A 25,168-nucleotide genomic window follows, 5' to 3' on the forward strand; every position below is an offset into this window, starting at 1 on the left:
CTAGGGTTGCCTGTGGATGCGAGTCAGCTCGCGTTAGCGGTGGATCAGTCAACAGGGTGTTGAACTTCAGCGCCCATCGCCAGCAGACTGGCCCCCACAAAGGTGCGGAACTGCAAGGGTGTGGCGCTAAAAGGTGGCACGCCTGGCGACCCACGGATGGGCTTGTTCCAGTTGGCTGGACAGGCGCAGCAGCACGTCTTCGCCACCCAGGCGCGCAGTGAACATCATCCCCACCGGCAGGCCGTCGTCACTCTGGCCAAGCGGCAGAGAGATCGCCGGCTGCCCGCTTACGTTGGCGAGTACCGTGAAGCCGGCGCTGCCCATAGCGTTGTGGGCGTAACTCTCCCAGGGCTGGTTCAGGGACAGCAGCCCGAGCTTCGGTGTCAGGCTGCCGGTGACCGGCGACAGGATCACGTCGTAGCGTTCGAAATGGTGTTCCATGGTCGCGCCGATGCTCTCGAACGATTGCCGGGCGCGGTACAGATCCTCGCCACTGGTACCCTTGGAACGTTCCAGATTCACCAGGGTGATTTTCTCCAGGTCCTGCGCCGTGGCAGCGCGTCCGAGCACCTGCTCACGGTTGTGGATCAAGGTTCGCACGGCCGTCCCGATCACCATGCCATGGGCGCCGAACAATTGGCGGGGATCAACCCCCAGTTCCAACTCGTCGATCTCATGCCCCAGCGCCAGCAGCTGCTTGATGGTCTGTTCCAGGGTCGCGGCAATCGCCGGTTCAAGCGGCGCGCCGGTCAACGATTGGCGCACGACAGCCACGCGCAACTTGCCCGGTTCGCGTTGCAACTCGTCTACGTAGGGTCGGACCAAGGGCGGGCACCAATACGCACTGCCGGCCTCATGGCCCTGGCCGACATCAAGGAACAGTGCGGTATCGCGCACCGTGCGTGAGACGACGTTGGCCACACTGGCGCCAAACCAGCCCTCGAAATGCAGCGGTCCGCTGGGGGTTCGATACCGGCTGGGCTTGAGTCCGACCAGGCCACAGTACGAAGCAGGAATGCGGATCGAACCACCGCCATCGGTCGCATGGGCCACGGGCACGATCCCCGCCGCCACCGCTGACGCCGCACCTCCGGAGGAACCGCCGGCGCTCATGGCCAGGTTCCAGGGGTTACGGGTCTGACCCCAGGCCAGAGATTCGGTGGTGGTGGTCAAGCCGAACTCAGGGCACGTGGTCTTGCCGAATGGCACCGCACCGGCCTGCTCATACCGGGAGATCAGGGCACTGGTGCGGCTGGCCGGTGGCGAGTCCTTGAACATCCGGCAACCGTTGCTGGTGATGGTGCCCTGCAAGGAAGTGTTGAGGTCCTTGAGCAGCAGCGGCACTCCGGCCAGGGCGCCGCGATTTTCAGTGCCCGCCGCGCGACGCTGGGCCAGCAAGGTGCGAGCGTAACCTTCATGCAGCATGTTCACTGCATTGACCTTGGGGTTGGCTTCGTTGTAGCGAGCCAGCGCCGCCGCCATCAGGTCCTCGGCACTCAGTTCGCCGCTGCGGATCGCCTGGCTCATCGCCCAGGCGTCCATGGCCTGGTAGTCGCTGGCCGAAATTTCCGCCGCGCGGGCGCTTGCATAGCGCCCCAGAAGCCCGACGCCAACAGCCACGGCACCGGCCTTGAGTACGCTGCGACGGGGCCAGCCAGCTTCAGCGGCTGTCGAAGGATTGAGTGGTGAGTGTTCGTGATTAGCCATGATAGTGATTACGTCCTGATTGATCATTATTAGTCGGATGTAACACCGGCCAGCATGGCCGCCAGGTAGTGTTCACCGTAGGGCGGCAACAGGCCCCACTCGCGGCGCGGGTCGAGGGCCGAAGCCTTGAACACCGTGCGCATGTGACTGAACTCAAGAAATCCTTCGCGACCATGGTAATGGCCCATGCCCGACGCGCCGACACCGCCAAATGGCGCATCGTGCAGGGCGGCGTGCATCATCACGTCGTTGAGGGTGACCCCGCCTGACAGGGTGTGTTCCAGCACATGGCGCTGCTCCTGCGCATCCTCGCCGAAGTAGTAAAGCGCCAGCGGACGTGGCCCTGCATTGATTTGCGCGATGACCTGATCGAGGTCGTCATACCCCAGCACGACCATGGCCGGACCAAAGATTTCCTCTTGCATGATCAAGCTCTCCGGGGCCGGATCAACCACCACCCGCAGCGGGCGACGGCGGTCCTGGGTGTCCACGGCCAGGGGTTCGGGCAGGCATTCGACGCGCGCACCGCGTGCCTGCGCGTCCTCGACCAGGCCCTCGACCCGCTGCAGATGTCGCTGATTGACCACTGCTACCACATCCGGGTTGCCCGCTACGGTCGGGTTGAGATCGCGATATGCGCTGCGCAGGGCATCCAGGAAGGATTCAAGGCGGGCCTTGGGTACATATACCAGGTCGGGGTTGATGCAGATCTGTCCGCCATTACTGGCCTTACCTGCGGCGATGCTGAAAGCCGCCTTGTTCAAGTCGGCGCTGGCAGAGACGATTACTGGCGACTTGCCACCCAGTTCCAGGGTCACCGGCACCAGGTTTTTCGCAGCATTGCCCATCACCTGCCGGCCAATCGCCGTGCTGCCGGTGAACACCAGGTGGTCGAAGGGCTGGCTGCTGAAGGCCTCGCCCAGCTCCGGCCCGCCGTTGACCACTGCAACGACCAACGGGTCGAGGTGTTCCGCGCACAGATCCGCCAACAGTCGAGCGGTGCGTGGCACCACCTCCGAAGGCTTCAGGATCGCCCGATTGCCGGCCGCCAGAGCCGATGCCAACGGGCTGAGCAAGGTATACAGCGGGGCATTCCAGGTACCAAGGATGCCTACCGTGCCCTTGGGTTGGTACATGACCCAGGCGGTCGCGCCGAGCTGGTCATAAGGACTGAACATCTGGCGGGGTTCGTCCGGCATCCAGTCCTGAAGATGATCGCGGGCATGTTTAAGCGAGGCCAGGGCGCCCAGCACATCATTCATCAATGAAAAACCGGCAGGCCGCCCGCCGAAATCCTGGTCGATGGCCTGAGTCAATGCAGCGTGGTTGTGGACCAGCAGGTCGATGACTTGCTGCAGGCGCTGGCGGCGGGTTTCGATGCTGACACTCCCGGCACTGGCGAAGGCGCTCTTCTGTCGCGCCAGCAGGCTTGAAAGGTCTTCGACGCAAGACGTGGCTGAACTCATTGTTATCCCCTTGCAGGTCGGCTCATTGGCCGTCAAGCGCCCGATGCGCCTGGCGCCACCCTAGCCTTGCGGACATCTGCGCCGCCTCGTCCAATCGGACGAGCCCCCGTAATAGTGTTAGTCCGTTGAGACGATGTTGGGGACGTGCAAACGCCCAATACTGGCCATACGAAAACTCCACTCCATGAGGCCAGTCATGGCAATGCAAAACATCAGCTTTGATCCCCAGGCATTCCGTGCCGCGCTCGGCACGTTCACCACCGGGGTCACGATCATCACCACCCAGAACGAAGACGGCTCTCCGGTGGGCATCACCGCCAACAGTTTCAACTCGGTGTCGCTTAACCCGCCGTTGGTACTCTGGAGCCTCTCCAAGCAGGCACGCAGTCTGCCGGTCTTCAGCAACGGCAAGCATTGGAATGTGCACGTGCTGTCCACGGAGCAGGAGACACTGTCAGGGCGTTTTGCCACTCAGGGCGAGGACAAATTCGCCGAGATCGAACTCGACAATGGCATCAGCGAGGCACCGCTATTGCAAGATTGCACCGCGCGTTTCCAGTGCCGCACGGCGTTCCAGTACGAAGGCGGTGACCATGTGATCTTTGTCGGTGAGGTACTCGCCTTCGATCACAGCGACCGCGCGCCACTGGCGTTCCAAAGCGGCCAGTACGCCCTGGCCACGCGTAAGCCACGCAGCGAACTGCGACTGGCGACCACCCCGCCGCCGCCAGAGTGCAGCTATACCGAGGACTTGCTCGGTTACCTGTTGGGACGTGGGCACTATCAAGTGCTGAACGTCTTGCGCCAGCTATTGAACAGTCAGCAGCTGGACGAACAGACGTTTTTTGTCCTTTCCATTTTGTGCATCCGCGACAACCTGACCCTTGAGGAAATCAACACCTTTGTGAACTACACCGGCCGCGAAGTCACGCTGGCCAGCATGCGTTTTCTCGAACGCCAGCGCCTGGTGGCGTTCGAGGGCTCGGCAGAGTCGCTACGGTTTGTCCTCACAGCCCAGGGTCGGGAAGTTTCGCTGCATCAGCTGGCTTTGGCCAAGGCCGTCGAAGAAGACCTTGCCGTCAAGCTCGGCGCGGCCGACGCTCAAGCTTTGAAGGTGTTGCTCAAGCGCCTGATCGTCGTGAGTGACCCCGGCCTGCCGGATCTGTGGGCACCACGTTGACTGCCCGCGCAGGTTTGTTGTCGCCGGCCAAGGTCGGCTGGGGTAGCCACGGCTTGCTTTTGTTGCTGGCGATGGTATTTGCCGACAATTTCGTCGGCCGACAAATACTGGCGGTCATGGTCGAACCGATCAAATCCGAGTTTGCCGTCAGCGACACCGCCATCGGGTTGATCTCGGGATTGGCGTTCGCGGCAGTCTATGCACTCATGGGACTGCCAGCAGGTCGCCTGGTGGACCGCATGCCCCGTGTACGGCTGCTGGCAATCTCCTGTTTGCTCTGGGCGGTGGCGACCATGGCTTGTGGCCTGGCCGGCAGTTTCCTTGCGCTGGCCTTTGCGCGCATGCTGGTTGCAGTCAGCGAGTCGCCGACAACTTCGGCCTCGCTGTCGTTGATCGCAGACCTGTACCCACCACAACGGCGTTCATTTGCCATCAGTTGCTTTACCGCAGCACCGACCTTCTCCTCGATCATCGGGTTGAGCATTGGTGCCTGGGTGGTGGAGCACTACGGCTGGCGCAGTGCATTCATTGCCCTGGGGGTGCCGGCGTTGGCGTTCAGCGCCATCCTGGCGTTTCTCGTACGCGACCCTCAACGTGGTCGTTGGGATGTTACACCGCAACCTCACACGCCCCCCGCCCTGCTGGGCATGGGCGCTGAAGCACGCAAGCTGTGGGCGCTGCCAGCGTATCGGTGCCTGATCCTCGCAGGTGGGTTGACCACGCTCAGTTCCTACGCCATTGGCATGTGGAACACCAGCTTCCTGGTACGCTCACACGGCCTGTCCCTGCAACACGCCGGATTGCTGGCAGGAGTGATCTGCGGCGTTTCGGCGGGGATCGGTGGCTTGTTCAGTGGCTGGTTGAGTGACCGGCTGTGCCGGCGCAATCCACACTGGCAAGTTTCGATTCCGATTTTCGGCCACCTGGCGGCCATCTGTGCCCTGGTCCCCTATCTGCTCTGGTCCGACTCCCTGCTGGTGCGCCTGGGTGATGTGCCGATTCCAACCGCCATGCTCTGGTGTGCGCTTTACGCATTCTTTGCCGTCTGGTGGGTCGCCCCGTCCTACAACCTTGTCACCCAACTGGTGCCACCCGGTCGACGCGGTAGCGCCATGGCTTTACAAACCATCGTCAGCACGTTGCTCGGCGTCGGTATCGGGCCACTGGCAACCGGCTTGATCAGCGATATGTTGCTTCCGCTGTTTGGCCAGGAGTCACTGCGATATGCGCTGCTGTTGGTGAATCTGCCGGTCATTTGCTCGGTGCTATTGCTGATGCGGACCGCGAGCCATGCGTCAAGCACGGGTTATGGCCACGGGGGTTAAGCTGAGCTGCGCGAGCAATTCGTCCGAAGACATGACATCGGCATATTCATCACCCAGTATTGCCAAAGTCAGTGCCTGAACCGTTGTCGCGTCCCAGCACTTCCCATGCGCCCCGACGACAGGCACGGCGGTCGTAGCGTCTGAGGGGAGGATGATCCTGTAGCCAAGGGCTTTCCCCGCACGAACGGTGGCGTCGATACTGTTATGAACCACCACCCCCGTCAGCACTAAGCGCTTCACTCGCATCCTCGTCAGCACGGCATCCAGTTCGGTACCAATGAACGCGCAGTTTTCCTGTTTGGTGATGACCGGTTCTCCCTGGATCGGGGCAACTTCTTTCTTGATGCCATTCCACGGGCCATGCACGTAATAGCTGGACGCAGGCGCCTGTTCATCGTGCTTCACGTGCAAAACGGGCCAACCGTTCGATCGCCATAGGCCAAGCAGGCGCTGGATCACTGCCAAGTACCCAGGATTGTTTTTTCCATCCCAGTTTGGGCGATCGATCGCGTCCTGAACGTCAAGGATGACAAGGGGGATCAGGCTGATTTCATCCTTCATGTGATGTCAGCCCCTTCAAGTGGAGCGCGAGTCGGCTGCCGGCCACCGCACCGCCTTGGATTGCTGGTCAATATACGTGCACCACTGCTCGGAGCTGCGATCAGGGACGTCTGCCCTGCCCCGCACCCCCAGCTTGAATTCGATCACGGATTTCCATTCCTCAGAGCCTATATCCGGCCCGTGCCCTTGCGCATCGGCGGTCAGCAGTTTCTTGTCGATCGCCTGGTACCATGCCTCAGAGCACGGCGATTGCGCCTGGACAAAACCTGCGGCGCCAACAAACAACAATGCCAGATACTTGCTCATGTGCAGTCCTTTTTGATCTCGCCAGGTACCCAGTTTTCACCAGATCGCGCCAAAAGTGTAAACCTGGATACCTGTGGACGCACGTCACCTTGCGCCTGTCTCTAAACGGTTGCGCGGCTCACTCCACCAGAAGGCCTTGCTCGTCCTCACATCTCCACCTGAGTCCCCAGTTCGATCACCCTGTTGAGGGGCAATTTGAAGTACTTCAGATTGCTATTGGCGTTCTTCAGCAGAAACGCGAACAGGCCCTCTCGCCAGCGCGCCATACCCATGCGCTTGGTTGGGACGACCGTCTCACGACTGAGGAAATAGGTCGTGCGCATCGGGCTGAAATCCAGCTCATTCAAATGACAAAGACTCAAGGCCGTAGGCACGTCGGGCTCCTCCATGAAACCGAAGTGGAGGCTGACCCGGAAGAACCCGTCGCCATAGGCTTCAACTTCAAACCGCCGATCTGCACTCACTCGAGGACTGTCCTCGGACACCACGGTGAGCAATACCACTTGCTCGTGCAGTACCTGGTTATGCAGCAGATTGTGCAAGAGTGCATGGGGAACCGCATCGGCCCTGGCCGTCAGGAAAACCGCAGTCCCCTGCACACGATGTGGCGGCTGTGAACGGATACTGCTGATGAACAGCGGCAAAGGCAGTACGGTCTCATCCAGCCGCTCGACGATGATTTTTCGCCCGCGCTTCCAAGTCGTCATCAAGATAAACAGACCAATACCGGCGATCACCGGGAACGCGCCGCCCTGGAAAATCTTGGGCGCGTTGGCCGCGAAGTACAGGCTGTCGACCAGCAGAAACCCGATCAGCATGGGTATCGCCAGCCACCGAGGCGTTTTCCAAAGGAGCAGCACGACAGCCGAGGACAAGAGGGTGGTGATCAACATGGTGCCCGTCACCGCGACCCCATAGGCAGCGGCCAAGGCACTGGACGACTCGAAACCGATCACCAGTAACACGACACCGACCATCAACGCCCAGTTAACCGTGCCGATGTAAATCTGCCCCTGCTCCTGGCTGGAGGTGTGCTGGATAAACATGCGAGGGACGTAACCTAGCTGGATAGCCTGGCGCGTCAGGGAGAAAGCGCCGGAGATCACGGCTTGCGACGCGATGATGGTTGCCAGGGTGGAGAGCGCGACCATCGGCAGCAGCGCCCAGCTAGGCGCGAGCAGATAGAACGGATTGCGCACCGCCTCCGGGTTCTCCAGGATCAGGGCACCCTGGCCAAAATAATTGAGCACCAGCCCCGGCAACACCAGAATGAACCAGGCGCGGGAAATCGGTTTGCGACCAAAGTGACCCATGTCGGCATACAGCGCCTCAGCACCGGTCAATGCCAACACGACGGCGCCCAAAATCGCCACACCCATTCCCGGATGAACCACGAAGAACTGCACTGCCCAAACAGGGTTGAGCGCCTGCAACACTTCGGGGCGCTGCAAAATACCGTGGACTCCGAGCGCGCCCAATACCACAAACCACAACACCATGACCGGGCCAAACAGGATCCCGATGCGGGCGGTACCGTGCTTTTGTATCAGGAACAGCGCCACCAGCACGACCACTGACAGGGGCACCACCCAATGTTCTATGCCATCAAACGCCAGCTGTAGCCCTTCAACCGCCGACAGCACCGATATCGCCGGGGTAATCATGCTGTCCCCGTAAAAAAGTGCCGCCCCGAACAGGCCGAGCAGCACCAGTACCTTGCTCATGTGGGGATAAGGGCTGGCCGCGCGGCGGGCCAAAGCCGTCAATGCCATGATGCCGCCTTCGCCCTGGTTGTTGGCACGCAGGATGAACAGCACGTATTTGATCGAGACGACCCAGATCAGTGACCAAAAGATCAACGACAGGATCCCCAGCACGCCGTCGTGGTTTACCTGAACGCCGTAGTGGCCGGAAAACACTTCTTTAAGCGTGTAGAGGGGGCTGGTGCCAATGTCGCCATAAACCACGCCGACAGCGGCGACGAGCATGCCCACTCCTGACGTTTTGGATGGGGAATGTTCGTTTGCAACGGTCACTGTCTCACTCAAGGGGCGCTTCTCTCAATCATCGGGGAGTACTGCACGCCTTCCTTGCGCAATGCCTCTGTTCCAGGCCTATCGAAAAGAAAGGCATGGGGCGATTAAAAAATCGCCGCCAGTATCGTGTCCGGCAAAAACGCTGACTGTAAAAAAAACGTAAAAAAATTTCGTCAGCCACCGCGTTTGCAGCGTCACCCGAATGATCGAAGGCGGACAGCATTTCTTCCTGACTGGCGTTGCGCACCCATGGCGCGTCGCTTGGCCAGGTGCGGTAAGGGCGCCGTCCCTGGGACCGACCCTGGCTAGTGCGATACGGCTTGCTTGGATGAAGTTGTTCGACGGCTCGCAGAGTTCTGGATCAGGAACACCAGAATAGCCATGGCACCAATCAGGCCGGGGACCGCAAAGATGAGGAAGCTCGCCTGTAACGGCAATGAAGACGCATGCAGTGCGCCCCCCAGCAATGGACCGATGATGGCGCCGGTCCGACCGATGCCCATCGCCCAACCCAGCCCTGTAGACCGAATGTGCGCAGGGTAGTACTGCACCGTGCAGGCGTTAGCCAGGATTTGCGTGCCAATGGTGCACGCCCCTGCAATGGCGATGAGTAAATACAGGACGGGTAAAGGTGCTTTCAGCGCCAGCAGGCTCAGGGAGATCGCCCCGCAAGTGAAAAAAGCGAACAACACCTTGGCGATGCCAATCCGGTCTCCCAGCCAGCCTCCGGCCACTGCACCGATGATCGCGCCGCCGTTGAGCGCCAACAGAAACGCCAAGCTGGAATTCAGGCCATAACCGGCGGCAGTCATGAGTTTTGGTAGCCAGGAGCTCAATGCATATACCATCAGCAAGCAACAGAAAAACGCCAGCCACAACATGAAGGTATTCAACTTGCGCCCGTCCTGGAACAGTTGCGCAATGGACACCGTTGTCCCTTTGGCGACCATCTGGTTCAACCGGTCACCGGTGGTGGGTGCATATGACGGCGCAGCTTGTGCCAGCAGTCTTTGGGCCTCGACGGTCTGCCCGGTGCGCAGCAGGAAATCCATCGACTCAGGCAATTGCCGAATCAGAAACGGCAAGGCCAACAGCGGAATCAGCGCGACATAGAACACCGCCTGCCAGCCCCATTGGGGGATCAGCACCATGCCCAGGCTCGCTGAGAGCATCCCCCCTAGCGAGTAGCCACTGAACATGATCGCCACCAGGGTGCTGCGGGATTTCTTCGGTGCGTACTCGTTCATCAGCGCGACCACGTTGGGCATGACGCCGCCGATCCCCAGGCCCGCGATGAATCGGCACAAGGCGAAGGTCTCGGGGCTGCGGGCCAGGCCGTTGAGGGCTGTGACTGCGCTGAAGATGGCAACACACATCATGATGGTTTTACGCCGGCCTATGCGATCCGACAATGAACCGAAAAACAATGCTCCCAGCATCATGCCCACCAGCGCGCAACTGCCCAGCGCCCCGGCCTGCAACGAACTCAAGCCCCACTCGGCCATCAGTGAGGGCAACACGACCCCATAGATGACCAGGTCATAACCGTCGAAAATGATGATAAGTGCGCACCAGAACAGCACGCGGGCATGGAAGGCATTAAAACGCGCCCCGTCAATCAGGGCCGAGACATCAATCGTACGCATGGCATCGCTCTTCTTGTCATTGTTATAGAGCCGGAGGATCTGTCGCCCCCCGGAAATCGCGCGGTGTCCAATGGTGTTAAGCAGAGCATTGAGCACTGGACATGGGTTCGATGATGGGCAAACCCGCGCCCGTGATAAATGCAGCCAGGTGAATAGGCATTATTTCGAACGTGAATAAACCTCGGCCGAAGCAAAAGCCCCACCGATATCCAATGGACGCGCCCCTCTGGCACTTGTTAGGCTTTGGCCCTTGCAGCGGCCTTTTCAGAGCGGTGCAGACCCCAAGGGTGGGCAACGATTTACGGCCCTTATGAGCACGCAATCTGCACGAGACGTTATGGAATTACGTGAACTTGATCTCAATCTGCTGCTGGTGTTCAACCAGTTGCTCATCGACCGCCGGGTCTCAACGGCGGCCGATAGCCTTGAGTTGACCCAGCCCGCTGTGAGCAACGCGTTGAAGCGCTTGCGTGTGGCTTTGAACGACGAGCTGTTCGTTCGCACGTATCAGGGAATGGAGCCCACGCCCTACGCCCGGCAGTTGGCGGAGCCGGTGGCCATGGCCATCCAGACCTTGCGCGATGCACTGAGTCGTCAGGACACCTTCGACCCGCTCAACTGCAATCGCCGATTTACCATGGCGATGACCGACATTGGCGAAATCTACTTCATGCCGCGGCTGATGGACGCCCTGGCTGAGCGCGCGCCGGGTTGCTCGATCAGTACCCTGCGCAACACCTCCAATACCCTGGCCGAAGGCTTGCAGAACGGCGCCATTGACCTTGCCGTTGGCTTGCTGCCGCACCTGCAAGCCGGTTTTTTTCAGCAGCGCCTGTTTCACCATCGCTATGTCTGCGTGTGCCGCAAGGACCACCCCGCGACCCGGGAGCCGCTGACGCTTGAGCGTTTCTGCAGTTATGGCCACGTTCGGGTCGTCGCGGCGAACACCGGTCACGGTGAAGTAGATACATTCCTGGCGCGGGCCGGCATCGAGCGCAACATACGCCTGGAGGTTCCGCATTTCGTCGCCGTCGGCCACATACTTCAACGCACCGACTTGATGGCCACAGTGCCTGAACGATTTGCCAGCAGTTGCGAACAACCCTTCGGGCTCGCGGTTCTACCGACGCCAGTGGAACTGCCCAACATCGAAATAAACCTGTTCTGGCATGCGCGCTACAACAAGGATCCCGCCAATCGTTGGCTGCGCCAGCTGATGTTTGAGTTGTTTTCTGATTAGTGGCTGACAATCACCCGGCCGGTTATGGATGGCCGCGTTAAAAACGCAAAATCTCCAACGTAGCGCGCAGCCCCGTGGGCGTGCGGTTTTCCAACCGGACCTGCCCTCCCAGGCGATCGGCAATCGCCTGGACGATGTTCAGCCCCAGACCCGCGCCCTGATCATTGCCGCGGCTGTAGAAGCGTTCGAACAGCCTGTCGCGATCTGCCTCATTGATCCCCGGCCCCTCATCTTCCACAGACAACTGGTAGTGGTCGGCCTGTTTATTCAGCCTGACGGTGATCAACCCGTGTTTTGGGGAAAAGTTGGCGGCGTTAGTCACCAAATTGTTCAAGGCGATGTCGATGGCGGCGGGATCGACCCTGACGGGGCCGATATCGTCGCTGACATCGAAGGCCAGTTCGAGTCCCTTGTTCAACAACCAGGGCGTCAACTGAACCAGGCTGGCGCGCACGGTGGCCGCCAGATCAATGGCCGGTGACGGCGGTATCGCTGATTGCGGTTCAAGGCGCGCCATGGTCAGCAATTGGTTGACCAGTCGGCTGGTACGGTCGACGCCGGCGATCAAATGTTCCAGGGACTCACGGCGATCCTCTTCGCTCCCCGCCTCCATCAGGTTCTGTGCATGGACCCTGAGCACCGCTAACGGCGTACGCATCTCATGGGCCGCGTCAGCGATAAAACGCCGCTCGCGCCCCATGACTTCCTGGATCTGCGCGAGCATGCGATTGAGCGCCGCTTGCATCGGTTCCAGCTCGCTGGGCAGCGGGGTCAGTTGCAGCGGCTCCAGCGAGCCGCTGTGCCGAGCCCGCAGCGTGGCCGCCATGTCGGCCAGGGGCTTGAGGCCCCAGCCGATGGCCATCCACACCATCGCTGCCAGAATCAGGCTGCCCAGCACATTGGGCAACAGGGTATGGCGCAGGATCCGGTCCACCAGGTCCGAACGCACATCGTCCCGTTCACCCACCCAGATCCGTAGATCCGTTTGTTTGTCCTCCAGCATGAAGGCGCGCCAGTGGCGGTTGTTCAGGTCCACCACATCACTGAAGCCTGGAGTGACTGGCGGTGTGCCAAAAGACGGCGCACTGGCGGTGTGCACCAGCACCTGGCCCTGACGATTCCAGACCTGAAAGGCAATCTTGCTTTCATAGGGATGGCCATCGACCTTGGGCACCGCCTCGCCCAAGGCCTTATTGAACGCCTGGTACAGTTCGGCGTGTTCCTTGCTGGCCAGCGGCATGCGCATCACGCCCTGCAGCAGCCGGGCGTTCTGGGCGAGCTGGGCGTCGTAGACTTCGGCGATTTCGTGATTGCTGTCGTTCCAGTTGAACACGGTGATCACTGCCAGGCCGGCGAGCATCAGACCGATGATCAGCGTCAGCGTGCGACGCCGGATGGAGGTCATCGACGTTCCTCCACCAGGTAACCCACTCCGCGAATAGTACGGATCAGGTCAGTGGAGAACTTTTTGCGCAGGTGATGAATGTGCACTTCCAGGGTGTTGCTTTCGGCTTCCTCGTTCCAGCCGTAGAGCAACTGCATCAGGTGATCGCGGGTCATGACCCGGCCGGGTGGCGACAGGAGTTCGTGGAGCAGTTGATACTCCTTGGGCGTCAGTGCCACCGGTTCACCCATATAGCTGACTTGCTGCGTGCCCGGATTGAGGCTGATGCCAGCGTGTTCGATGAGCATCTGTGCACGCCCGGCGCTGCGCCGCAGCAAGGCCCGCAGACGCGCCTTGAGTTCGGCGAGATCGAAGGGCTTGATCAGGTAATCGTCGGCGCCGGCATCCAGCCCGGCGATACGGTCTTCGGTGGCGTCCCGCGCAGTAAGAATCAACACCGGCAGGTTGGAGCCGCTGTCACGCAGGCGGCGCAGCACTTCCAGCCCGTCCATGCGCGGCAGGCCGAGGTCGAGCACTGCCAGGTCAAAGGATTCGCTGAGCAGTGCATGCAAGGCACTGCTACCGTCCTGCAACCAGTCCACGGTGTACCCTTCGCGGCCGAGGGCCTGATGAATGCCTTCACCCAGCGCCACGTCATCCTCAATCAGTAATAAGCGCACTCGGACTCCTGTCAGTCTATTTTCTTGTTCACGTCCACCAGCAGCGCTTCGATCTCTTTGCGCCGTCCGGCGTCGGCCAGTTCCCGTCCTGGCCTTGGGGCAGCCTGCAGGGCTTTTTGCAGCGCACCTCGGGCTTCGCTGTAGCGTTTTTGACGGTAGAGGTGATCGCCCCAGAAGTACAGACTATCGATGCCGTCAGGGTTCAGTTGCAAGGCCTGCTTGAGCAACTGATCGGCCTTGTCAGCGTCACCGAAGCCGATCGGCCAGCCCGGCACGCGGTCGTACAGTGCGCCGAGGCTGGTGTAGGCCGAGCCTTGCAAGGCTTTGGGGTCCAGGGCCAGGGCTTTCTCCAGATCGATTTTTGCCGCCTTGACTTTGCTCAGAGCTCCGAGCCCGCCCTGGGCGCCGGCCCAACTGCTGGTGACGATGCCGGACCAGATCCAGGCTTCGGCCACGGACTGGCGTTCGTGCGTGAACGCCGAGGCCTGCCCTGCCAGCTGTTCAAAAGCCGCGGTACGTTGATCCGCGGGCATTTCATATTGAATGTGTGCCCAGCTTTGCTGGATGCCACTGAGACGTTGTTGATCGGCAGCGTCAAGCGCCCAGGCGTTTGCGCTCAAGGCGCCCATCAGCAGGCAGGCGAAGATTTTTTTCATGGCTTGAAATTCTCGTTATCAGGTTTCTGACTTAGACGACGGATCAGTGGCAGCTGCTTGCGCAGGCCGCGATCCACCAGGTTGGGCAACAGGCTGTTCAGGCCCACGAAGAAGCGTTCCGGCCAGCCCAGGTACAGGTCACGGTGGTCACCGGCAATGGCGTGCATCACCGCCGAGGCAACTTTTTGCGGATCATCTACGTTGGATTTGAGGGCAACATTCAACGCCTGCGCTGCCGCGCTGTTCATGCTGGTGCGGGTGGCCCGTGGTGCGACGTACAACACCCCGACCCGGGTGTCAGCGAGCTCACGACGCAGGGCTTCGGAAAACCCCCGCAGGGCAAACTTGGTGGCGCAATAGCTGGCGTAGCCGGGGTAACCGATCGAGCCATAAGTCGAGCCGACGTTGACCACCATGGCGCTTTCAGCCTGCTTGAGCAGCGGCAGCAGCAACCTGGTGAGGCAGATCGGCGCGCTGACGTTCACCGCCAGCATGGCGTTGATGTCGCTGTCATCGAGCTGCTCAAGCATGGCGAAATGATTGATCCCGGCGGCGTTGATCAGCAGGTTCAGCCCCCCGAGGCCTTCGGCGGCGGCCAGCACCTTGCGGCGGTCGGTGAGGAACGTCAGGTCGGCGCCGACCCAGGACAACTGCTGTGGGTAGCGTTCCAGTAAAGGCTCCAGCGGTTCCCGGTGCCGAGCCACGGCCAATACCCTGGCGCCACTGGCGCACAGGGCGGTGGCAATTGCCAGGCCGATGCCGCCACTGGCGCCGGTCAGCACCACGCGGGCTTCAGAGAGGCGCATGGGGAGTCTCCCCGACGCGCGGCAAGCCGCGGAACATATCGGTGTACAGCGCGTACACCACTTTGGAGGCATGAATCACGGCCGCCTGGTCAGCCGGATCATCGAGGGTGTTCATCAGGCGGCGATACGTCTGCATGTGCTCGATATCCAGCGAGCCATGGGAGCTGAGGTAACTGAACGCGCTTTGCGGCAAGTCCAGGCGTTCTCGGATGCTCTCGGCGGCGTGGGTGGCCAGGGCGATACTGGTGCCTTCCAGCACATTGACCATGCCAAACAGGCCCACCGGATTGCCCCGGGCAATCAGGTCGTAGAGGTAGCTGACCATCAATTCGATCGGCAAGGAGGGACGACCGTCGCGCACCGCGGCCTTGTCGCCACCGCAGGTTTCGATATCGTTGAGGATCCACTGTTCGTGGCCGTATTCGTCTTCGATGTACTCGCACACTGCTTTGCGCAGCCATTCCAGACGCGACGGCAGGCGTGCACCACAGGCCATCATCAAAGGCACGGTGTGGCGCACGTGGTAATAGGCTTGCGTCAGAAAGGCCCGATAGCTTTCCAGGCTGACCTTGCCCTCCAGGGCATCGCGAATGACCGGCAGGTTGAACAGCGCGTGGCGTTCGTGTTGCGTGGCTTCTTGCAGGTTGTCGAAAAAACTCATGACGCAGATTCCTCTGAAAAGACAGGGTTAGTCAGTTGCGCGCGGTACTGCTCGACGATGGCGTCCCGGCGTGGTCGGCCATTGGCAGTCAACAAGCCATTGGCGGGGGTGAATGGTTGAGCCAGACGGGTCCAGTGGTGAACCTGGGCGTAATTGGGTAAGGCCGCGTTGGCCTGAGCCACGGCGGCGGCCAACGCTTCGTCTGTGCAATCGGGGCGATGAGGCCAAAGCAGCGCGTGATTGCCCGGCATGGCCTCGCCGTAGACAAAGGCCTGGGCAATATCCCGGCGTTGAGTCAGTTCGGCCTCGACCCATTCGGGGTTCACATTGCGGCCATAACTGGTGACGAACTGGTGTTTCTTGCGCCCCTTGATATACAGAAAGCCCTCGGCGTCGAATTCACCAAGATCACCGCTGGGCCACCACTCATCGCCGTGCTCAGCCTCGCCGAGGTAACCCAGCAGGGTCGAGCCCTTGATCAGCACTTCGCCGTCCTCGGCCAGAAGGATCTCCACGTGGGGCAGAGGCCGGCCGACGCTGCCCGCGCGGCGTGCCTCCGGCCGATTCAGGCACACCACTGACGCGCACTCCGACAGCCCGTAGCCTTCGTAAACCGGCAGGCCGGCACGTCGCGCACGGTGCAGCAACTCTTCACTCACCCGAGCGCCGCCCACTGCGGCAAAGCGCAACGAGTAGGGACTGAAGGCTTTTTGCTCCGCGGCGCTCACCAGTAACAACAGCAACTGCGGCACCAGAATCACACTCTCGGGCGCACGGGTGGCCAGGCAACCGAGCAGTCGCGGCACATCGACACCGCTGGCCCCCTCGATACCCAGGGTTTTCTGGCTGGGCAGGCTCAGCTTCGCGCCGGCGTAAAGCGCCGCATAGCAGCCAATGTTTTCCAGCAGGATCGCCAGCGGCAACAGTGCGAGGTGATGATGTGGATCAGTGGGCTTGCTGGCCTGATCGAGTTCGCGGACGACCCGCAGGATACTTTCGGCACTCAGGCACACACCTTTGGGAGTACCGGTGGTGCCCGAGGTGAAGGTCAGTTTGGCGGTGCCCTCGGGCATTCGGTGCGGGCCGTTGAACGTGCGCCGCCAGAATTCACCGTTCCTTTCGTAGCCGGCCGTTTGCAGTTCCGCTTCCAGAGCCGGCTCGGCAATCACCAGGGCAGCCTGGCTTTGCTTGAGACAATGTCGACGTTGAGCCGGCGTGAAGAAAGGCGGCAACGTCAGGCAGGTCAAGCCTTCGAACAGCACGGCCAGGTCCCACAGCATGGCGTCGACACCATTGTCCAGGGCCAGTGCCACAACCTGGACGCTTTCATCCCGTAGACGCTGCTGGCGGTACATCACTTCCGCGTACAGCGTCGCGTAGTCCAGCTTCAGGTGATCCCCCCAAATGGCAATGGCATTGGTCTTGCGTTCGGCATGGGAGCGCAGGGTCTGTTTGAAACGCTCGATTTCAGGCGACATGGCTGGATTCCTCAATGGACGCTGGCAACCCCAATCGGCTGAACATCCCTATGTTGCGCAAATGAATGAAGCCGGCGCGGATGTTGCCAACGTGCACCCAGGGTTTGCTCTCGTAGTAGCTGCCCCAGCTGTGGCGGTCCTCGCCTAACCGTGCAGGATCGGCGGCGCAAAGGGTCACGGGCTTCAAGCCCAGGCGGTGAAAGCTGTTCACCAGGCCGATGTTGCCGGTGAACGCCACCCATTCCAGGCCACCCATGGCCAGCAGGTAGGTGATGGCGATGATGCTCATGCGTGCACTGCCGGTGTCGCTGGCGGCCAGGTTACCCACTTCAACGATGCCCCTGCGGTCGACTGCACAGTCGGCTGCGGCACTGATCAGCGGGTCGACCGGCTCGTCCAGGTAACGTTCCAGAAACAGCGGCTCACGGCTCGCCAGGCGCACGCCGGCCACTGCACACAGTTCACCCGACGGGTTGTTCATGCCGAATAGCTCCGGCATGAAATGCCGGATGTCCGCGCCGTGGGCCTTGCGGAAGCGCTGCTGGATAAAGGCTTCCAGAACGGGGCGCAGGGGCTCGTCCGGCAGAGCGCGTGCCAGACTCAGCTGCGGGGTTTCGGCCTGGCCGAAATGCAGGGGCAGAGCGATGTTCCAGTCAATATCGGGCATTGGAAGACGCCTCCCGGGAAAGTGTGGGAGAAGTATCCGAGGCATTTCTTAACGGAGTCTGAAGGTGGCCAAAAGATCGCCAGGGGCAGTCTTCAGATTGCCTTAAGACTGGATGGGCAGGCTGGCGTCATTCGGTTCGCTTACCGAAAAACCGGGCCGCGCGAATGATTGTGCAGCCACACCCGTTCAAGAGGCCTGTCATGACTCGCGATTTACTCGCTCACAACCGCTACGCAAAACTCTCGATCACCTTGCACTGGCTGATGCTCGTGCTGTTTGTCGGGGTCTATGCCTGTATCGAGATCAGAGGCTGGCTGCCGCGCCAGCATCCATTGAAAGGCCCCCTGCTCGGTACCCATGCCCTGTTTGGACTGGCGATTTTTACCTTGGTGTGGGTGCGCTTACTCGGCCGTTTACAAAAACGCCCGCCCATCACGCCTCGCCCCCCTGCCTGGCAGACTGCGCTGGCCCACCTCACCCACCTGGCGCTCTATGTGCTGATGATCGTCACGCCCCTGCTCGCCTGGCTGATGCTCAGTGCCGCCGGTAAACCGATACCGTACTTTGCTTTTACCCTGCCCTCGCCTATCGCACTGGATCCGGATTTGGCGAAGCAATTCAAAGAATGGCATGAATGGCTTGGCAACGCCGGGTACTGGCTGATTGGCGTGCACGCCTTCGCTGGGATTTTTCACCACTACTGGATGCGCGATAACACCCTCACCCGGATCTTGCCCAAGCGCTTTGTGCGCTAGTGTCTGATGGCAATCATTCCAACCTTCAGCACTACTGAACCGCTGACCTGGTCCAGCCAGGGCAACGGCTTGACTCCGCTTGGCCTGTCAGGTGCAGAAATCGAGAGCGCCAAGCAAATGCTTGAGATTGCGCCACCAGCGCCCTGCCCGACGTTGATTGACGTCAATCAGGCACAAATGAATGCGCCGCCTCACTACTCTTTGATCCAGATCAGATCCACCCACCGACAGCAGCGTAAAAAGGAATGAACAGCGCGGTTGGTCAAGACGCGCCTGCTTTCAAACCCGATGGAGTTTTACCCCATGCTGACCGTCAAAGACCACAATGACCGGGCCGCGGCCGCCTATGCCGCGGTCACCGGAAAGCACTGGATCGAGGCGCTCAAGGACGGTCGCCACGTTTTGATCCGGCCGCTGGCAGAGAAAGACCGCGAGCGTGAATTGGCCTTTATTCAACGGCTGTCCCCCGAGTCCCGGCACATGCGTTTTCTGGCGCAGATCAAGGAGCCCGGCGGCGCCCTGCTCAATCAGTTGATGGACACCGACAATCGCGAGCGCCTGGCCTTCATCGCCCTGGTGCACGACAACGGACAATTGATTGAGGTGGGCGTCAGTCGTTATGCGGCCACGGATGAACAGCAATGTGAATGCGCCATTACGGTCGCCGATGAATGGAATCACCTGGGACTGGGTACACTGCTGATGGAACATTTGATCAAGGCGGCGCGCCACAACGTTTACCGGCAGATGTATTCGGTCGATTCCGCGAGCAACGCGCCGATGCGTGACCTCGCCAGATCGCTTGGGTTTGAAACTTACACTGACCCTGATGACCGCCACCAGGTCATTCATCGTCTGCAACTGTGAACCGTCGCCCCGCGATCTTTCGGCCAACGCTTGATCAGGATTGATGGGTTATGTGAAGGGCGACTTGATATCTATCAGCTTCCGTAGAGGCCTCATTTAGAGCAACCAGATCCCAGCCCACATTGCCAGTGTGAGCAGGACCTGACCCGGAATTACGTAAAGGGCGAACCGGCTTCCGCCACTGACCCACGCCACCACACATTTGCTCAGAGAATTACTGCTGATGGCGATCAGTACAGGCACGGCAATGGCGTCGAATGGCAACTGACCCGATTTGGCCAGGGAGGCAATCGACGCCGTCGAAGCATGGGCATCGGCGAAACCGGTGAAGGTCGCCGTCACCATCACCCCCGCTTCCCCGTAGTACCTGAGCATCACCGAGGACAGGAAAGTGATGCCGGTCACGGTCAGGGTCACCACCAGCGCCAGCTTGAGATTGAACGCATCGCCGACCTTGATCGGCTGGCTGGCGTTAGTCGCGGTTTTCGGAAACATCAGGCACAGGCCATACAGGGCGGTAGCAAGCGCGCCGCATACCAGTGGACCGAAAACCGGCCGCAGCAGACCGGTGTCGACCGCACCCAGGATCAGGCCCGCTTGAACGAAGGTCGCGAGGTTGGACCAGATCGCGGCGGCGCCCAGGAGCTTGACGTTGACCGGCTCCCTGGCGGCGATATGGCCCATCGCGGCGATTGTCACGGTGCTGGAGGCAAATCCGGAGGCAATGGCGCTGATCGCATAGCCGTAGCGGGTGCCCAAGGCACGAACCGCGACATGCCCCACTGCCCCCACCACCATCAACAGGACGGTCAGGGTACAAATGGTGCGCAGGTTGATCGCCCCATACGGGCCGATATAGCGATCGGGCGTCAGCGGCAGTACCACCAGGGCGGCCGTCAGCAAGACCAGTGCGTCGCGCATTTCGCCTTCGGTTAACTGGCTGCGGGCGAAGTGGTGCAGCTTCTCGCGGTACGCCAGCAATCCGGCCATCACCACAGCCATGGCCACCGCCAGTTGTGGCTGACTGCTGCAGAGGGCTCCCAGTACCAATACGGTGAGCAGGGCCACTTCACTGGTCAACCCCGGGTCGTCGCTCAAGCTACGCCAGTACGCGACCGTCACCAGCACACCAAGGGTGATCGCCAGGGCCGCGACCAGCAGCCCGCCACCGACCTGCATCGACCCATAGCCCAGCAGCGCGGTAATCGCGAAAGTGCGCAACCCGGCGCAGGCACGGCTTTGCCCCTCGCCTTTGTGCCGCTCGCGCTCAAGACCGATGAGCAGGCCAATCCCAAGCGCGGCGGCGGCTCCCGTGAGGCCCAGGCTCTCGATCATGAGGCGCTCATACGCCTGGGGAAAGCACCTGCGATGCTCACGGTGTGATCGCCACCTTCATCACCCCGTCCCGCTGGTGGGCAAACAGGTCATAGGCCGCTTCAATATTGTCGAGTGTGTAGCGGTGAGTCACCAGGGGTGACAGGTCCACCCCCCCGCTGTTGACTACCGCCATCAGGCGACGCATGCGTTCCTTGCCGCCCGGGCAAAGGGTGGTGACGATGCTGTAGTCCCCCAGTCCGGCGGCGAAGGCATCCAGCGGAATGTGCAGATCGCTGGAATAAACCCCCAGGCTGGACAAGCGACCGCCGGGACGCAGCACCCGCAGGGCAGACTCGAAAGTCCCCTGGGTCCCCAACGCCTCGATGGACACATCGACACCTCGGCCATCGGTCAGGGCCATGATCTGATCGACCACGTTACCATCCTTGAAATTGACCACATGGGTCGCGCCCAACTGTCGCGCGACGCTCATGCGCTCGGGTACGGCGTCGACGCCAATGATTGTGGTCGCGCCCTTGAGGCGGGCGCCGGCCACCGCGCACAGGCCGATCGGGCCGAGGGCAAACACGGCAACCGTATCGCCAATGCTCACTTCGCCGCGCTCGGCGCCGGAAAAGCCGGTGGACATGATGTCCGGGCACATCAGCACCTGCTCATCGCTGAGGCCGTCGGGAATGGGACACAAATTGGCGATTGCGTCCGGCACAAGCACATATTCAGCCTGGCAACCGTCAATGATGTTGCCGAATTTCCAGCCCCCTGTGGCGCGGAAGCCGTGGCGGGTATCCGGGCCGTCCTGGGAGCCGCAGCCGCACAGGCAGGCGTAACTTTGCCCGCTGGGGGTGATGGCACCGGCAATGACCCGTTGCCCTTCGACGAAGCCACGCACTTGCGAGCCAAGCCGTTCAATCACACCAACCGGTTCGTGCCCCACGGTCAGCCCTTTGGCCACCGGGTACTCACCGCGCAGGATGTGTACGTCGGTGCCACAAATAGTCGTGGTGGTGATACGGATCAGCGCATCCAGAGGGCCGACCTCGGGAATGGGTTTGTCCTCCAGCACAATCCGGTTTTTCTCAACGAAAACTGCCGCTTTCATGGTCGCCATGCTGATTGCTCCTCTGTCCGTGTGCGCCAAAGTTCAGCACAGCCTGCAGAATGAACCGCAATGACCGATGAAAGGTTGATAACGATCAACAGTTACTGGCTTTGACGACCGCATGCTTGACAACATTTATGCTCATGACCTCTCATCCATCAGTTCGGGCGAGTTTGGCTTCAGCAAACGGGTCATGGATCTTTGCCGGAGCTGCGGATACGCTGTAGTCCTACCTGATGACTGCCCCAGATTGCCAGAACAATGACCACCGAATCACTTTCAACCCGTGAGGTCTGCCAGATCCTGAGAGACCTGGCCCTGGGTACGCGGTCTATCCAACGAATCAGCCGTCAGGCCCCGCCGGGAATTGACTCGGGCCAGATCCGTGTTGAAGTCGATGGCTGGGTGCTCAACCTGTGCCAGGACCAGGGCACCCTCACCCACTGTGAATCCTGCGTCGCCGCGGATAGCCGCTCGGCCACGTTTGCCGACTGGCATCGTTATGGCACCGATCCCGTGGAGCTGCTGAGTACCTGGGAGCGTGCGCAAGTCGAGGGACTGTTGGCCGACCCGCAAAGCGTCGAGGCACGTGCGATGTGATGAGGGGTGCGAGCCAAGCGCGACAGGTGAACTAATCTGTAAAGGTTCAAGCGTCGTAACTCCAACGCACACTCGCCGCAGTGGGGTTCACCATGAAAACCGTCTTCGCCCCTTGCATAACCCTGATCCTTTGCGCGGTCTCGTCAAGCGCAACAGCCGAGACCGTCACGCCGCTCAAAGGACAGACGCAGGCAATCATCCAGCAGGACGTCAGCGCTTGCCAGTCCCAGGCTGGCAGCACAACGAGCTCGAGCACGACGCCGCAATCCGGTGGGCGTGTGCGCGGAGCTGCGACTGGCGCCGTTGCCGGAGCTGCGGTTGCCGGCGCGCGGGGTCGTCAGCACGATGAGTTCTATGATCGGGTGGACGACGACGTCAAACAGCAATATCGCCAGAACAAGGCCAAGGACGCAGCGGTGGCTGGCGCAGTGGTGGGCGGGTCCCGCCAGCGCCAGGATCGTCGCCAGGACCGCCGCAGCGCAGAGCAGAATACGACGGCAGTATCATCCGCCTATAGCAGTTGCATGCAGCAGCGTGGTTATCAGGTAACGCCATAAAGATTTTTGTGGACACACCCTGGCCCAGGCGAACGCAGCCGTGAGCCCGGCTGCGTCGCCCATGGCTCAATGCGGTGCCCGGGGGATGGTCTTCAGCAAATCTTCAGGGCTGATGTAACCCACCACCGGTTCCGCGACACTGCCCGGCAGCGGCAGGTCGAGGATATGGCCCTTGATCTTGCCGATGACGTGCATCTCGCAAGGTTTGCAGTCGAACTTCAGCGTCAGCACTTCGTCGCCGTGCACCAGTTGCATCGGCGCGACCTTGGTGCGAACACCCGTGACGCCCTTGGCCTGTTTCGGGCAGAGGTTGAAGGAAAACCGCAGGCAGTGCTTGGTGATCATCACCGGCACTTCGCCGGTTTCTTCGTGGGCCTCAAAGGCCGCGTCGATCAGCTTGACGCCATGGCGGTGATAGAAGTCGCGGGCCTTCTGGTTATAGACGTTGGCCAGGAACGACAGGTGCGACTCCGGGTACACCGGCGGCGGGCTGGTCTCGGCTTTGCGGCTACCCCGTGGATGGGCTTGCAGGCGGGCCGTCGTCAGCGCCTCAATCACGCCCCGACGCAGGGTCTTGAGTTGCGAGTTGGGGATGAAAAATGCCTTGGGCGCATCGAGCTTGATCGCCGTGGCGTAGTAGTCGGTGGTGCCCAACTGGCCGAGCAGATCGCGCAATTGCTCCAGCGCCTGCTCCGGCTTGTTGGCCAGGCCGAACGGGCCATCCAGTGACAGGCTGGCGCTGATACCCTCCTCGCTCGTGGCGGTCAGCTGCAGGCGTTGTTCATCCAGGCGCGCGGCCCAGGACAGGCCGATGCGACGCTCGGCAGAGGTTTTCTGCAAGGCTTGCTGCCAGTCGTGGTCCAGGTTACGGCTCAGCGGGTGGTTGGGGCGCAGCTTGTACATCCCTTCCGGCATTTCGTTGGGCTCGACGCGATAGCGATAACGTTTCTGGCCGTCTTCGACAAATTCGCCCTTGGGCTCGGCGATGTTGGCGCGGAAACCCACGACCTCACGCTTGATTTGCACGTTGAGGCCATCGCCATTGGACAACGGATCAGTGGTGACCACCTGCAGATCCCGTTTACCGACTTTCTCCACCACGCCCACCGGCAAGCCAGTGAAGGTCGGTGAATCGAAGGCGCCGATGTCGATCTTGCGGTCGGTGACAAAATAATCGGTGCTGCCACGGTGAAAGGTCTTGTCCGGGTCAGGCACGAAGAAATGCGCGGTACGACCACTGGATGCCCGGGCCAGGTCCGGACGATCTTCGAGCACATCGTCCAGGCGCTGACGATAATAGGCGGTGATGTTTTTCACATAACCCACATCCTTGTATCGCCCCTCGATCTTGAACGAGCGAACACCAGCTTCCACCAGGGCGCGGATGTTGGCACTCTGGTTATTGTCCTTCATCGACAGCAGGTGTTTTTCGTAGGCGACTACGCGGCCCTGATCGTCCTTGAGGGTGTACGGCAAGCGACAGGCCTGGGAGCAGTCGCCACGGTTGGCGCTGCGTCCGTTCTGGGCGTGGGAGATATTGCACTGGCCGGAGAACGCTACGCACAGCGCGCCGTGAATGAAAAACTCGATCGCCGCGTCAGTCTCGTCGGCGATTTCGCGAATTTCCTGCAGGTTCAACTCCCGGGCCAGCACCAATTGCGAAAAACCCGCCTGGTCGAGGAATTTCGCCCGGGCCAGGGTGCGGATATCGGTCTGGGTGCTGGCGTGCAGCTCGATCGGCGGGATATCCAGTTCCATTACGCCAAGGTCCTGGACGATCAAGGCATCGACCCCGGCATCGTACAACTGGTGGATCAGCTTGCGGGCCGGCTCCAGCTCATTGTCGTGCAGGATGGTGTTGATCGTGGTGAACACCCGGGCGTGATAACGACGGGCGAACTCCACCAGTTGGCCAATTTCGCTGACTTCGTTGCAGGCATTGTGACGGGCGCCGAAGCTCGGGCCGCCGATATACACGGCATCGGCGCCATGCAGAATGGCCTCGCGGGCGATGCTCACATCACGAGCAGGGCTGAGCAGTTCGAGCTGATGTTTGGGTAAGGACATGATTTTTTTAGGTTGGTCACGGTCGAGGCATGCATTGTAGCGGCCTATCGCGGGACCGGCACCCGTAGGCGACCGAATGGCGCCAC

Annotated in this window: 24 protein-coding genes; 8 read left to right on the forward strand and 16 right to left on the reverse strand. The window is 60.9% G+C overall.

Annotation, left to right across the window (positions count from 1 at the left end; genetic code table 11):
- Nucleotides 1–126: 126 nt before the first annotated feature.
- Both EQV97_RS04295 and EQV97_RS04300 read right to left on the reverse strand, forming a co-directional pair.
- Entirely contained in the window at nucleotides 127–1,707 is a 1,581-nt protein-coding gene (locus EQV97_RS04295) for an amidase (protein WP_240888491.1), read from the reverse strand.
- A 29-nt stretch (nucleotides 1,708–1,736) separates the two neighbouring features.
- Nucleotides 1,737–3,173, reverse strand: a complete 1,437-nt coding sequence (locus EQV97_RS04300; protein ID WP_240888492.1) for a coniferyl aldehyde dehydrogenase — start codon at nucleotides 3,171–3,173, stop codon at nucleotides 1,737–1,739.
- Nucleotides 3,174–3,369: 196 nt separating this feature from the next.
- Between EQV97_RS04300 and EQV97_RS04305 the strand changes: the two genes are divergently transcribed.
- Complete coding sequence (locus EQV97_RS04305) at nucleotides 3,370–4,353, forward strand: flavin reductase family protein (protein WP_240888493.1); 984 nt, start codon at nucleotides 3,370–3,372, stop codon at nucleotides 4,351–4,353.
- Between the two features lie 17 nt (nucleotides 4,354–4,370).
- Nucleotides 4,371–5,678 (forward strand): MFS transporter, encoded by a 1,308-nt coding sequence (locus tag EQV97_RS04310; RefSeq protein WP_240888680.1) that lies wholly within the window; start codon nucleotides 4,371–4,373, stop codon nucleotides 5,676–5,678.
- Here the strand turns inward: EQV97_RS04310 and EQV97_RS04315 are convergent.
- The 4 genes from EQV97_RS04315 to EQV97_RS04330 form a co-directional block, all read right to left on the reverse strand.
- Nucleotides 5,649–6,239, reverse strand: coding sequence for an isochorismatase family protein (locus EQV97_RS04315; protein WP_122839803.1), 591 nt, complete (start codon nucleotides 6,237–6,239; stop codon nucleotides 5,649–5,651). The two genes, EQV97_RS04310 and EQV97_RS04315, sit on opposite strands and share 30 nt — an antisense overlap.
- Nucleotides 6,240–6,254: 15 nt before the next feature.
- A complete protein-coding gene (locus EQV97_RS04320) occupies nucleotides 6,255–6,545 on the reverse strand; it encodes a hypothetical protein (RefSeq protein ID WP_225569775.1) in 291 nt (96 codons plus the stop codon).
- 146 nt (nucleotides 6,546–6,691) lie between these two features.
- Entirely contained in the window at nucleotides 6,692–8,533 is a 1,842-nt protein-coding gene (locus EQV97_RS04325) for a potassium transporter Kup (RefSeq protein ID WP_240888494.1), read from the reverse strand.
- Between the two features lie 353 nt (nucleotides 8,534–8,886).
- Nucleotides 8,887–10,227: an aromatic acid/H+ symport family MFS transporter gene (locus tag EQV97_RS04330; protein WP_240888495.1), complete on the reverse strand. Its 1,341-nt coding sequence runs from the start codon at nucleotides 10,225–10,227 to the stop codon at nucleotides 8,887–8,889.
- A 337-nt stretch (nucleotides 10,228–10,564) separates the two neighbouring features.
- On the opposite strand from EQV97_RS04330, the gene EQV97_RS04335 reads away from it, so the two are divergent.
- A complete protein-coding gene (locus tag EQV97_RS04335; protein WP_122839800.1) occupies nucleotides 10,565–11,467 on the forward strand; it encodes a LysR family transcriptional regulator in 903 nt (300 codons plus the stop codon).
- 37 nt (nucleotides 11,468–11,504) lie between these two features.
- Here the strand turns inward: EQV97_RS04335 and EQV97_RS04340 are convergent, their stop codons facing one another.
- Genes EQV97_RS04340 through EQV97_RS04370 form a run of 7 tightly spaced genes read right to left on the reverse strand, consistent with a single transcriptional unit; the run spans nucleotide 11,505 to nucleotide 17,799 of the window.
- Nucleotides 11,505–12,872 carry an ATP-binding protein gene (locus EQV97_RS04340; RefSeq protein ID WP_122839799.1) on the reverse strand — a complete coding sequence of 456 codons (1,368 nt, stop codon included), beginning with the start codon at nucleotides 12,870–12,872 and terminating at the stop codon, nucleotides 11,505–11,507.
- Nucleotides 12,869–13,531: a response regulator gene (locus tag EQV97_RS04345; protein ID WP_045058566.1), complete on the reverse strand. Its 663-nt coding sequence runs from the start codon at nucleotides 13,529–13,531 to the stop codon at nucleotides 12,869–12,871. Before EQV97_RS04345 ends, EQV97_RS04340 begins: the two co-directional genes overlap by 4 nt.
- An 11-nt stretch (nucleotides 13,532–13,542) precedes the next feature.
- Nucleotides 13,543–14,187 carry a tetratricopeptide repeat protein gene (locus EQV97_RS04350; RefSeq protein WP_122839798.1) on the reverse strand — a complete coding sequence of 215 codons (645 nt, stop codon included), beginning with the start codon at nucleotides 14,185–14,187 and terminating at the stop codon, nucleotides 13,543–13,545.
- Entirely contained in the window at nucleotides 14,184–14,993 is an 810-nt protein-coding gene (locus EQV97_RS04355; protein WP_122839797.1) for an SDR family oxidoreductase, read from the reverse strand. Before EQV97_RS04355 ends, EQV97_RS04350 begins: the two co-directional genes overlap by 4 nt.
- Nucleotides 14,980–15,654, reverse strand: coding sequence for an iron-containing redox enzyme family protein (locus tag EQV97_RS04360; RefSeq protein ID WP_122839796.1), 675 nt, complete (start codon nucleotides 15,652–15,654; stop codon nucleotides 14,980–14,982). The genes EQV97_RS04355 and EQV97_RS04360 overlap by 14 nt, the downstream gene beginning before the upstream one ends.
- Nucleotides 15,651–17,132, reverse strand: a complete 1,482-nt coding sequence (locus EQV97_RS04365; RefSeq protein WP_240888496.1) for an AMP-binding protein — start codon at nucleotides 17,130–17,132, stop codon at nucleotides 15,651–15,653. The genes EQV97_RS04360 and EQV97_RS04365 overlap by 4 nt, the downstream gene beginning before the upstream one ends.
- Nucleotides 17,122–17,799 carry a thermostable hemolysin gene (locus tag EQV97_RS04370; protein ID WP_122839794.1) on the reverse strand — a complete coding sequence of 226 codons (678 nt, stop codon included), beginning with the start codon at nucleotides 17,797–17,799 and terminating at the stop codon, nucleotides 17,122–17,124. The genes EQV97_RS04365 and EQV97_RS04370 overlap by 11 nt, the downstream gene beginning before the upstream one ends.
- Nucleotides 17,800–17,999: 200 nt before the next feature.
- Between EQV97_RS04370 and EQV97_RS04375 the strand changes: the two genes are divergently transcribed.
- Genes EQV97_RS04375 through EQV97_RS04385 form a run of 3 tightly spaced genes read left to right on the forward strand, consistent with a single transcriptional unit; the run spans nucleotide 18,000 to nucleotide 19,421 of the window.
- On the forward strand, nucleotides 18,000–18,554 hold the full coding sequence (locus EQV97_RS04375) for a cytochrome b (RefSeq protein ID WP_122839793.1): 555 nt from the start codon (nucleotides 18,000–18,002) through the stop codon (nucleotides 18,552–18,554).
- A gap of 6 nt (nucleotides 18,555–18,560) precedes the next feature.
- The gene (locus tag EQV97_RS04380) at nucleotides 18,561–18,803 is read left to right on the forward strand and encodes a hypothetical protein (protein WP_122839792.1); all 243 of its coding nucleotides are present in this window, start codon (nucleotides 18,561–18,563) and stop codon (nucleotides 18,801–18,803) included.
- A 54-nt stretch (nucleotides 18,804–18,857) separates the two neighbouring features.
- Nucleotides 18,858–19,421 carry a GNAT family N-acetyltransferase gene (locus EQV97_RS04385; RefSeq protein ID WP_122839791.1) on the forward strand — a complete coding sequence of 188 codons (564 nt, stop codon included), beginning with the start codon at nucleotides 18,858–18,860 and terminating at the stop codon, nucleotides 19,419–19,421.
- Between the two features lie 96 nt (nucleotides 19,422–19,517).
- Here EQV97_RS04385 and EQV97_RS04390 read toward each other — a convergent pair whose 3' ends face one another.
- Both EQV97_RS04390 and EQV97_RS04395 read right to left on the reverse strand, forming a co-directional pair.
- Nucleotides 19,518–20,756: a DUF4010 domain-containing protein gene (locus tag EQV97_RS04390; RefSeq protein ID WP_240888497.1), complete on the reverse strand. Its 1,239-nt coding sequence runs from the start codon at nucleotides 20,754–20,756 to the stop codon at nucleotides 19,518–19,520.
- A gap of 37 nt (nucleotides 20,757–20,793) precedes the next feature.
- A complete protein-coding gene (locus tag EQV97_RS04395; protein WP_122839789.1) occupies nucleotides 20,794–21,867 on the reverse strand; it encodes an NAD(P)-dependent alcohol dehydrogenase in 1,074 nt (357 codons plus the stop codon).
- A gap of 252 nt (nucleotides 21,868–22,119) precedes the next feature.
- Here EQV97_RS04395 and EQV97_RS04400 point away from each other — a divergent pair, with 252 nt between their 5' ends.
- Together EQV97_RS04400 and EQV97_RS04405 are read left to right on the forward strand one after the other, a co-directional pair.
- A complete protein-coding gene (locus EQV97_RS04400; protein WP_122839788.1) occupies nucleotides 22,120–22,458 on the forward strand; it encodes a hypothetical protein in 339 nt (112 codons plus the stop codon).
- 92 nt (nucleotides 22,459–22,550) lie between these two features.
- Nucleotides 22,551–23,015 (forward strand): YMGG-like glycine zipper-containing protein, encoded by a 465-nt coding sequence (locus tag EQV97_RS04405; RefSeq protein ID WP_122839919.1) that lies wholly within the window; start codon nucleotides 22,551–22,553, stop codon nucleotides 23,013–23,015.
- Nucleotides 23,016–23,081: 66 nt separating this feature from the next.
- Here the strand turns inward: EQV97_RS04405 and EQV97_RS04410 are convergent, their stop codons facing one another.
- A complete protein-coding gene (locus EQV97_RS04410; RefSeq protein WP_240888498.1) occupies nucleotides 23,082–25,082 on the reverse strand; it encodes a U32 family peptidase in 2,001 nt (666 codons plus the stop codon).
- Nucleotides 25,083–25,168 lie beyond the last annotated feature (86 nt).

Source organism: Pseudomonas sp. TMW22090, assembly GCF_022496665.1.
Lineage (GTDB): Bacteria > Pseudomonadota > Gammaproteobacteria > Pseudomonadales > Pseudomonadaceae > Aquipseudomonas > Aquipseudomonas gregormendelii.

Bases quoted from the DNA above. Each gene is read 5' to 3' on its own strand.
- EQV97_RS04325 (WP_240888494.1), bottom strand. From the start codon at position 8,533: ATGCTCGTCGCCGCTGTCGGCGTGGTTTATGGCGACATTGGCACCAGC.
- EQV97_RS04315 (WP_122839803.1), bottom strand. From the start codon at position 6,239: ATGAAGGATGAAATCAGCCTGATCCCCCTTGTCATCCTTGACGTTCAG.
- EQV97_RS04365 (WP_240888496.1), bottom strand. From the start codon at position 17,132: ATGTCGCCTGAAATCGAGCGTTTCAAACAGACCCTGCGCTCCCATGCC.
- EQV97_RS04350 (WP_122839798.1), bottom strand. From the start codon at position 14,187: ATGAAAAAAATCTTCGCCTGCCTGCTGATGGGCGCCTTGAGCGCAAAC.
- EQV97_RS04360 (WP_122839796.1), bottom strand. From the start codon at position 15,654: ATGAGTTTTTTCGACAACCTGCAAGAAGCCACGCAACACGAACGCCAC.
- EQV97_RS04390 (WP_240888497.1), bottom strand. From the start codon at position 20,756: ATGATCGAGAGCCTGGGCCTCACGGGAGCCGCCGCCGCGCTTGGGATT.
- EQV97_RS04320 (WP_225569775.1), bottom strand. From the start codon at position 6,545: ATGAGCAAGTATCTGGCATTGTTGTTTGTTGGCGCCGCAGGTTTTGTC.
- EQV97_RS04410 (WP_240888498.1), bottom strand. From the start codon at position 25,082: ATGTCCTTACCCAAACATCAGCTCGAACTGCTCAGCCCTGCTCGTGAT.
- EQV97_RS04385 (WP_122839791.1), top strand. From the start codon at position 18,858: ATGCTGACCGTCAAAGACCACAATGACCGGGCCGCGGCCGCCTATGCC.
- EQV97_RS04305 (WP_240888493.1), top strand. From the start codon at position 3,370: ATGGCAATGCAAAACATCAGCTTTGATCCCCAGGCATTCCGTGCCGCG.
- EQV97_RS04300 (WP_240888492.1), bottom strand. From the start codon at position 3,173: ATGAGTTCAGCCACGTCTTGCGTCGAAGACCTTTCAAGCCTGCTGGCG.
- EQV97_RS04330 (WP_240888495.1), bottom strand. From the start codon at position 10,227: ATGCGTACGATTGATGTCTCGGCCCTGATTGACGGGGCGCGTTTTAAT.
- EQV97_RS04395 (WP_122839789.1), bottom strand. From the start codon at position 21,867: ATGGCGACCATGAAAGCGGCAGTTTTCGTTGAGAAAAACCGGATTGTG.
- EQV97_RS04340 (WP_122839799.1), bottom strand. From the start codon at position 12,872: ATGACCTCCATCCGGCGTCGCACGCTGACGCTGATCATCGGTCTGATG.
- EQV97_RS04375 (WP_122839793.1), top strand. From the start codon at position 18,000: ATGACTCGCGATTTACTCGCTCACAACCGCTACGCAAAACTCTCGATC.
- EQV97_RS04335 (WP_122839800.1), top strand. From the start codon at position 10,565: ATGGAATTACGTGAACTTGATCTCAATCTGCTGCTGGTGTTCAACCAG.
- EQV97_RS04405 (WP_122839919.1), top strand. From the start codon at position 22,551: ATGAAAACCGTCTTCGCCCCTTGCATAACCCTGATCCTTTGCGCGGTC.
- EQV97_RS04400 (WP_122839788.1), top strand. From the start codon at position 22,120: ATGACCACCGAATCACTTTCAACCCGTGAGGTCTGCCAGATCCTGAGA.
- EQV97_RS04380 (WP_122839792.1), top strand. From the start codon at position 18,561: ATGGCAATCATTCCAACCTTCAGCACTACTGAACCGCTGACCTGGTCC.
- EQV97_RS04295 (WP_240888491.1), bottom strand. From the start codon at position 1,707: ATGGCTAATCACGAACACTCACCACTCAATCCTTCGACAGCCGCTGAA.
- EQV97_RS04355 (WP_122839797.1), bottom strand. From the start codon at position 14,993: ATGCGCCTCTCTGAAGCCCGCGTGGTGCTGACCGGCGCCAGTGGCGGC.
- EQV97_RS04370 (WP_122839794.1), bottom strand. From the start codon at position 17,799: ATGCCCGATATTGACTGGAACATCGCTCTGCCCCTGCATTTCGGCCAG.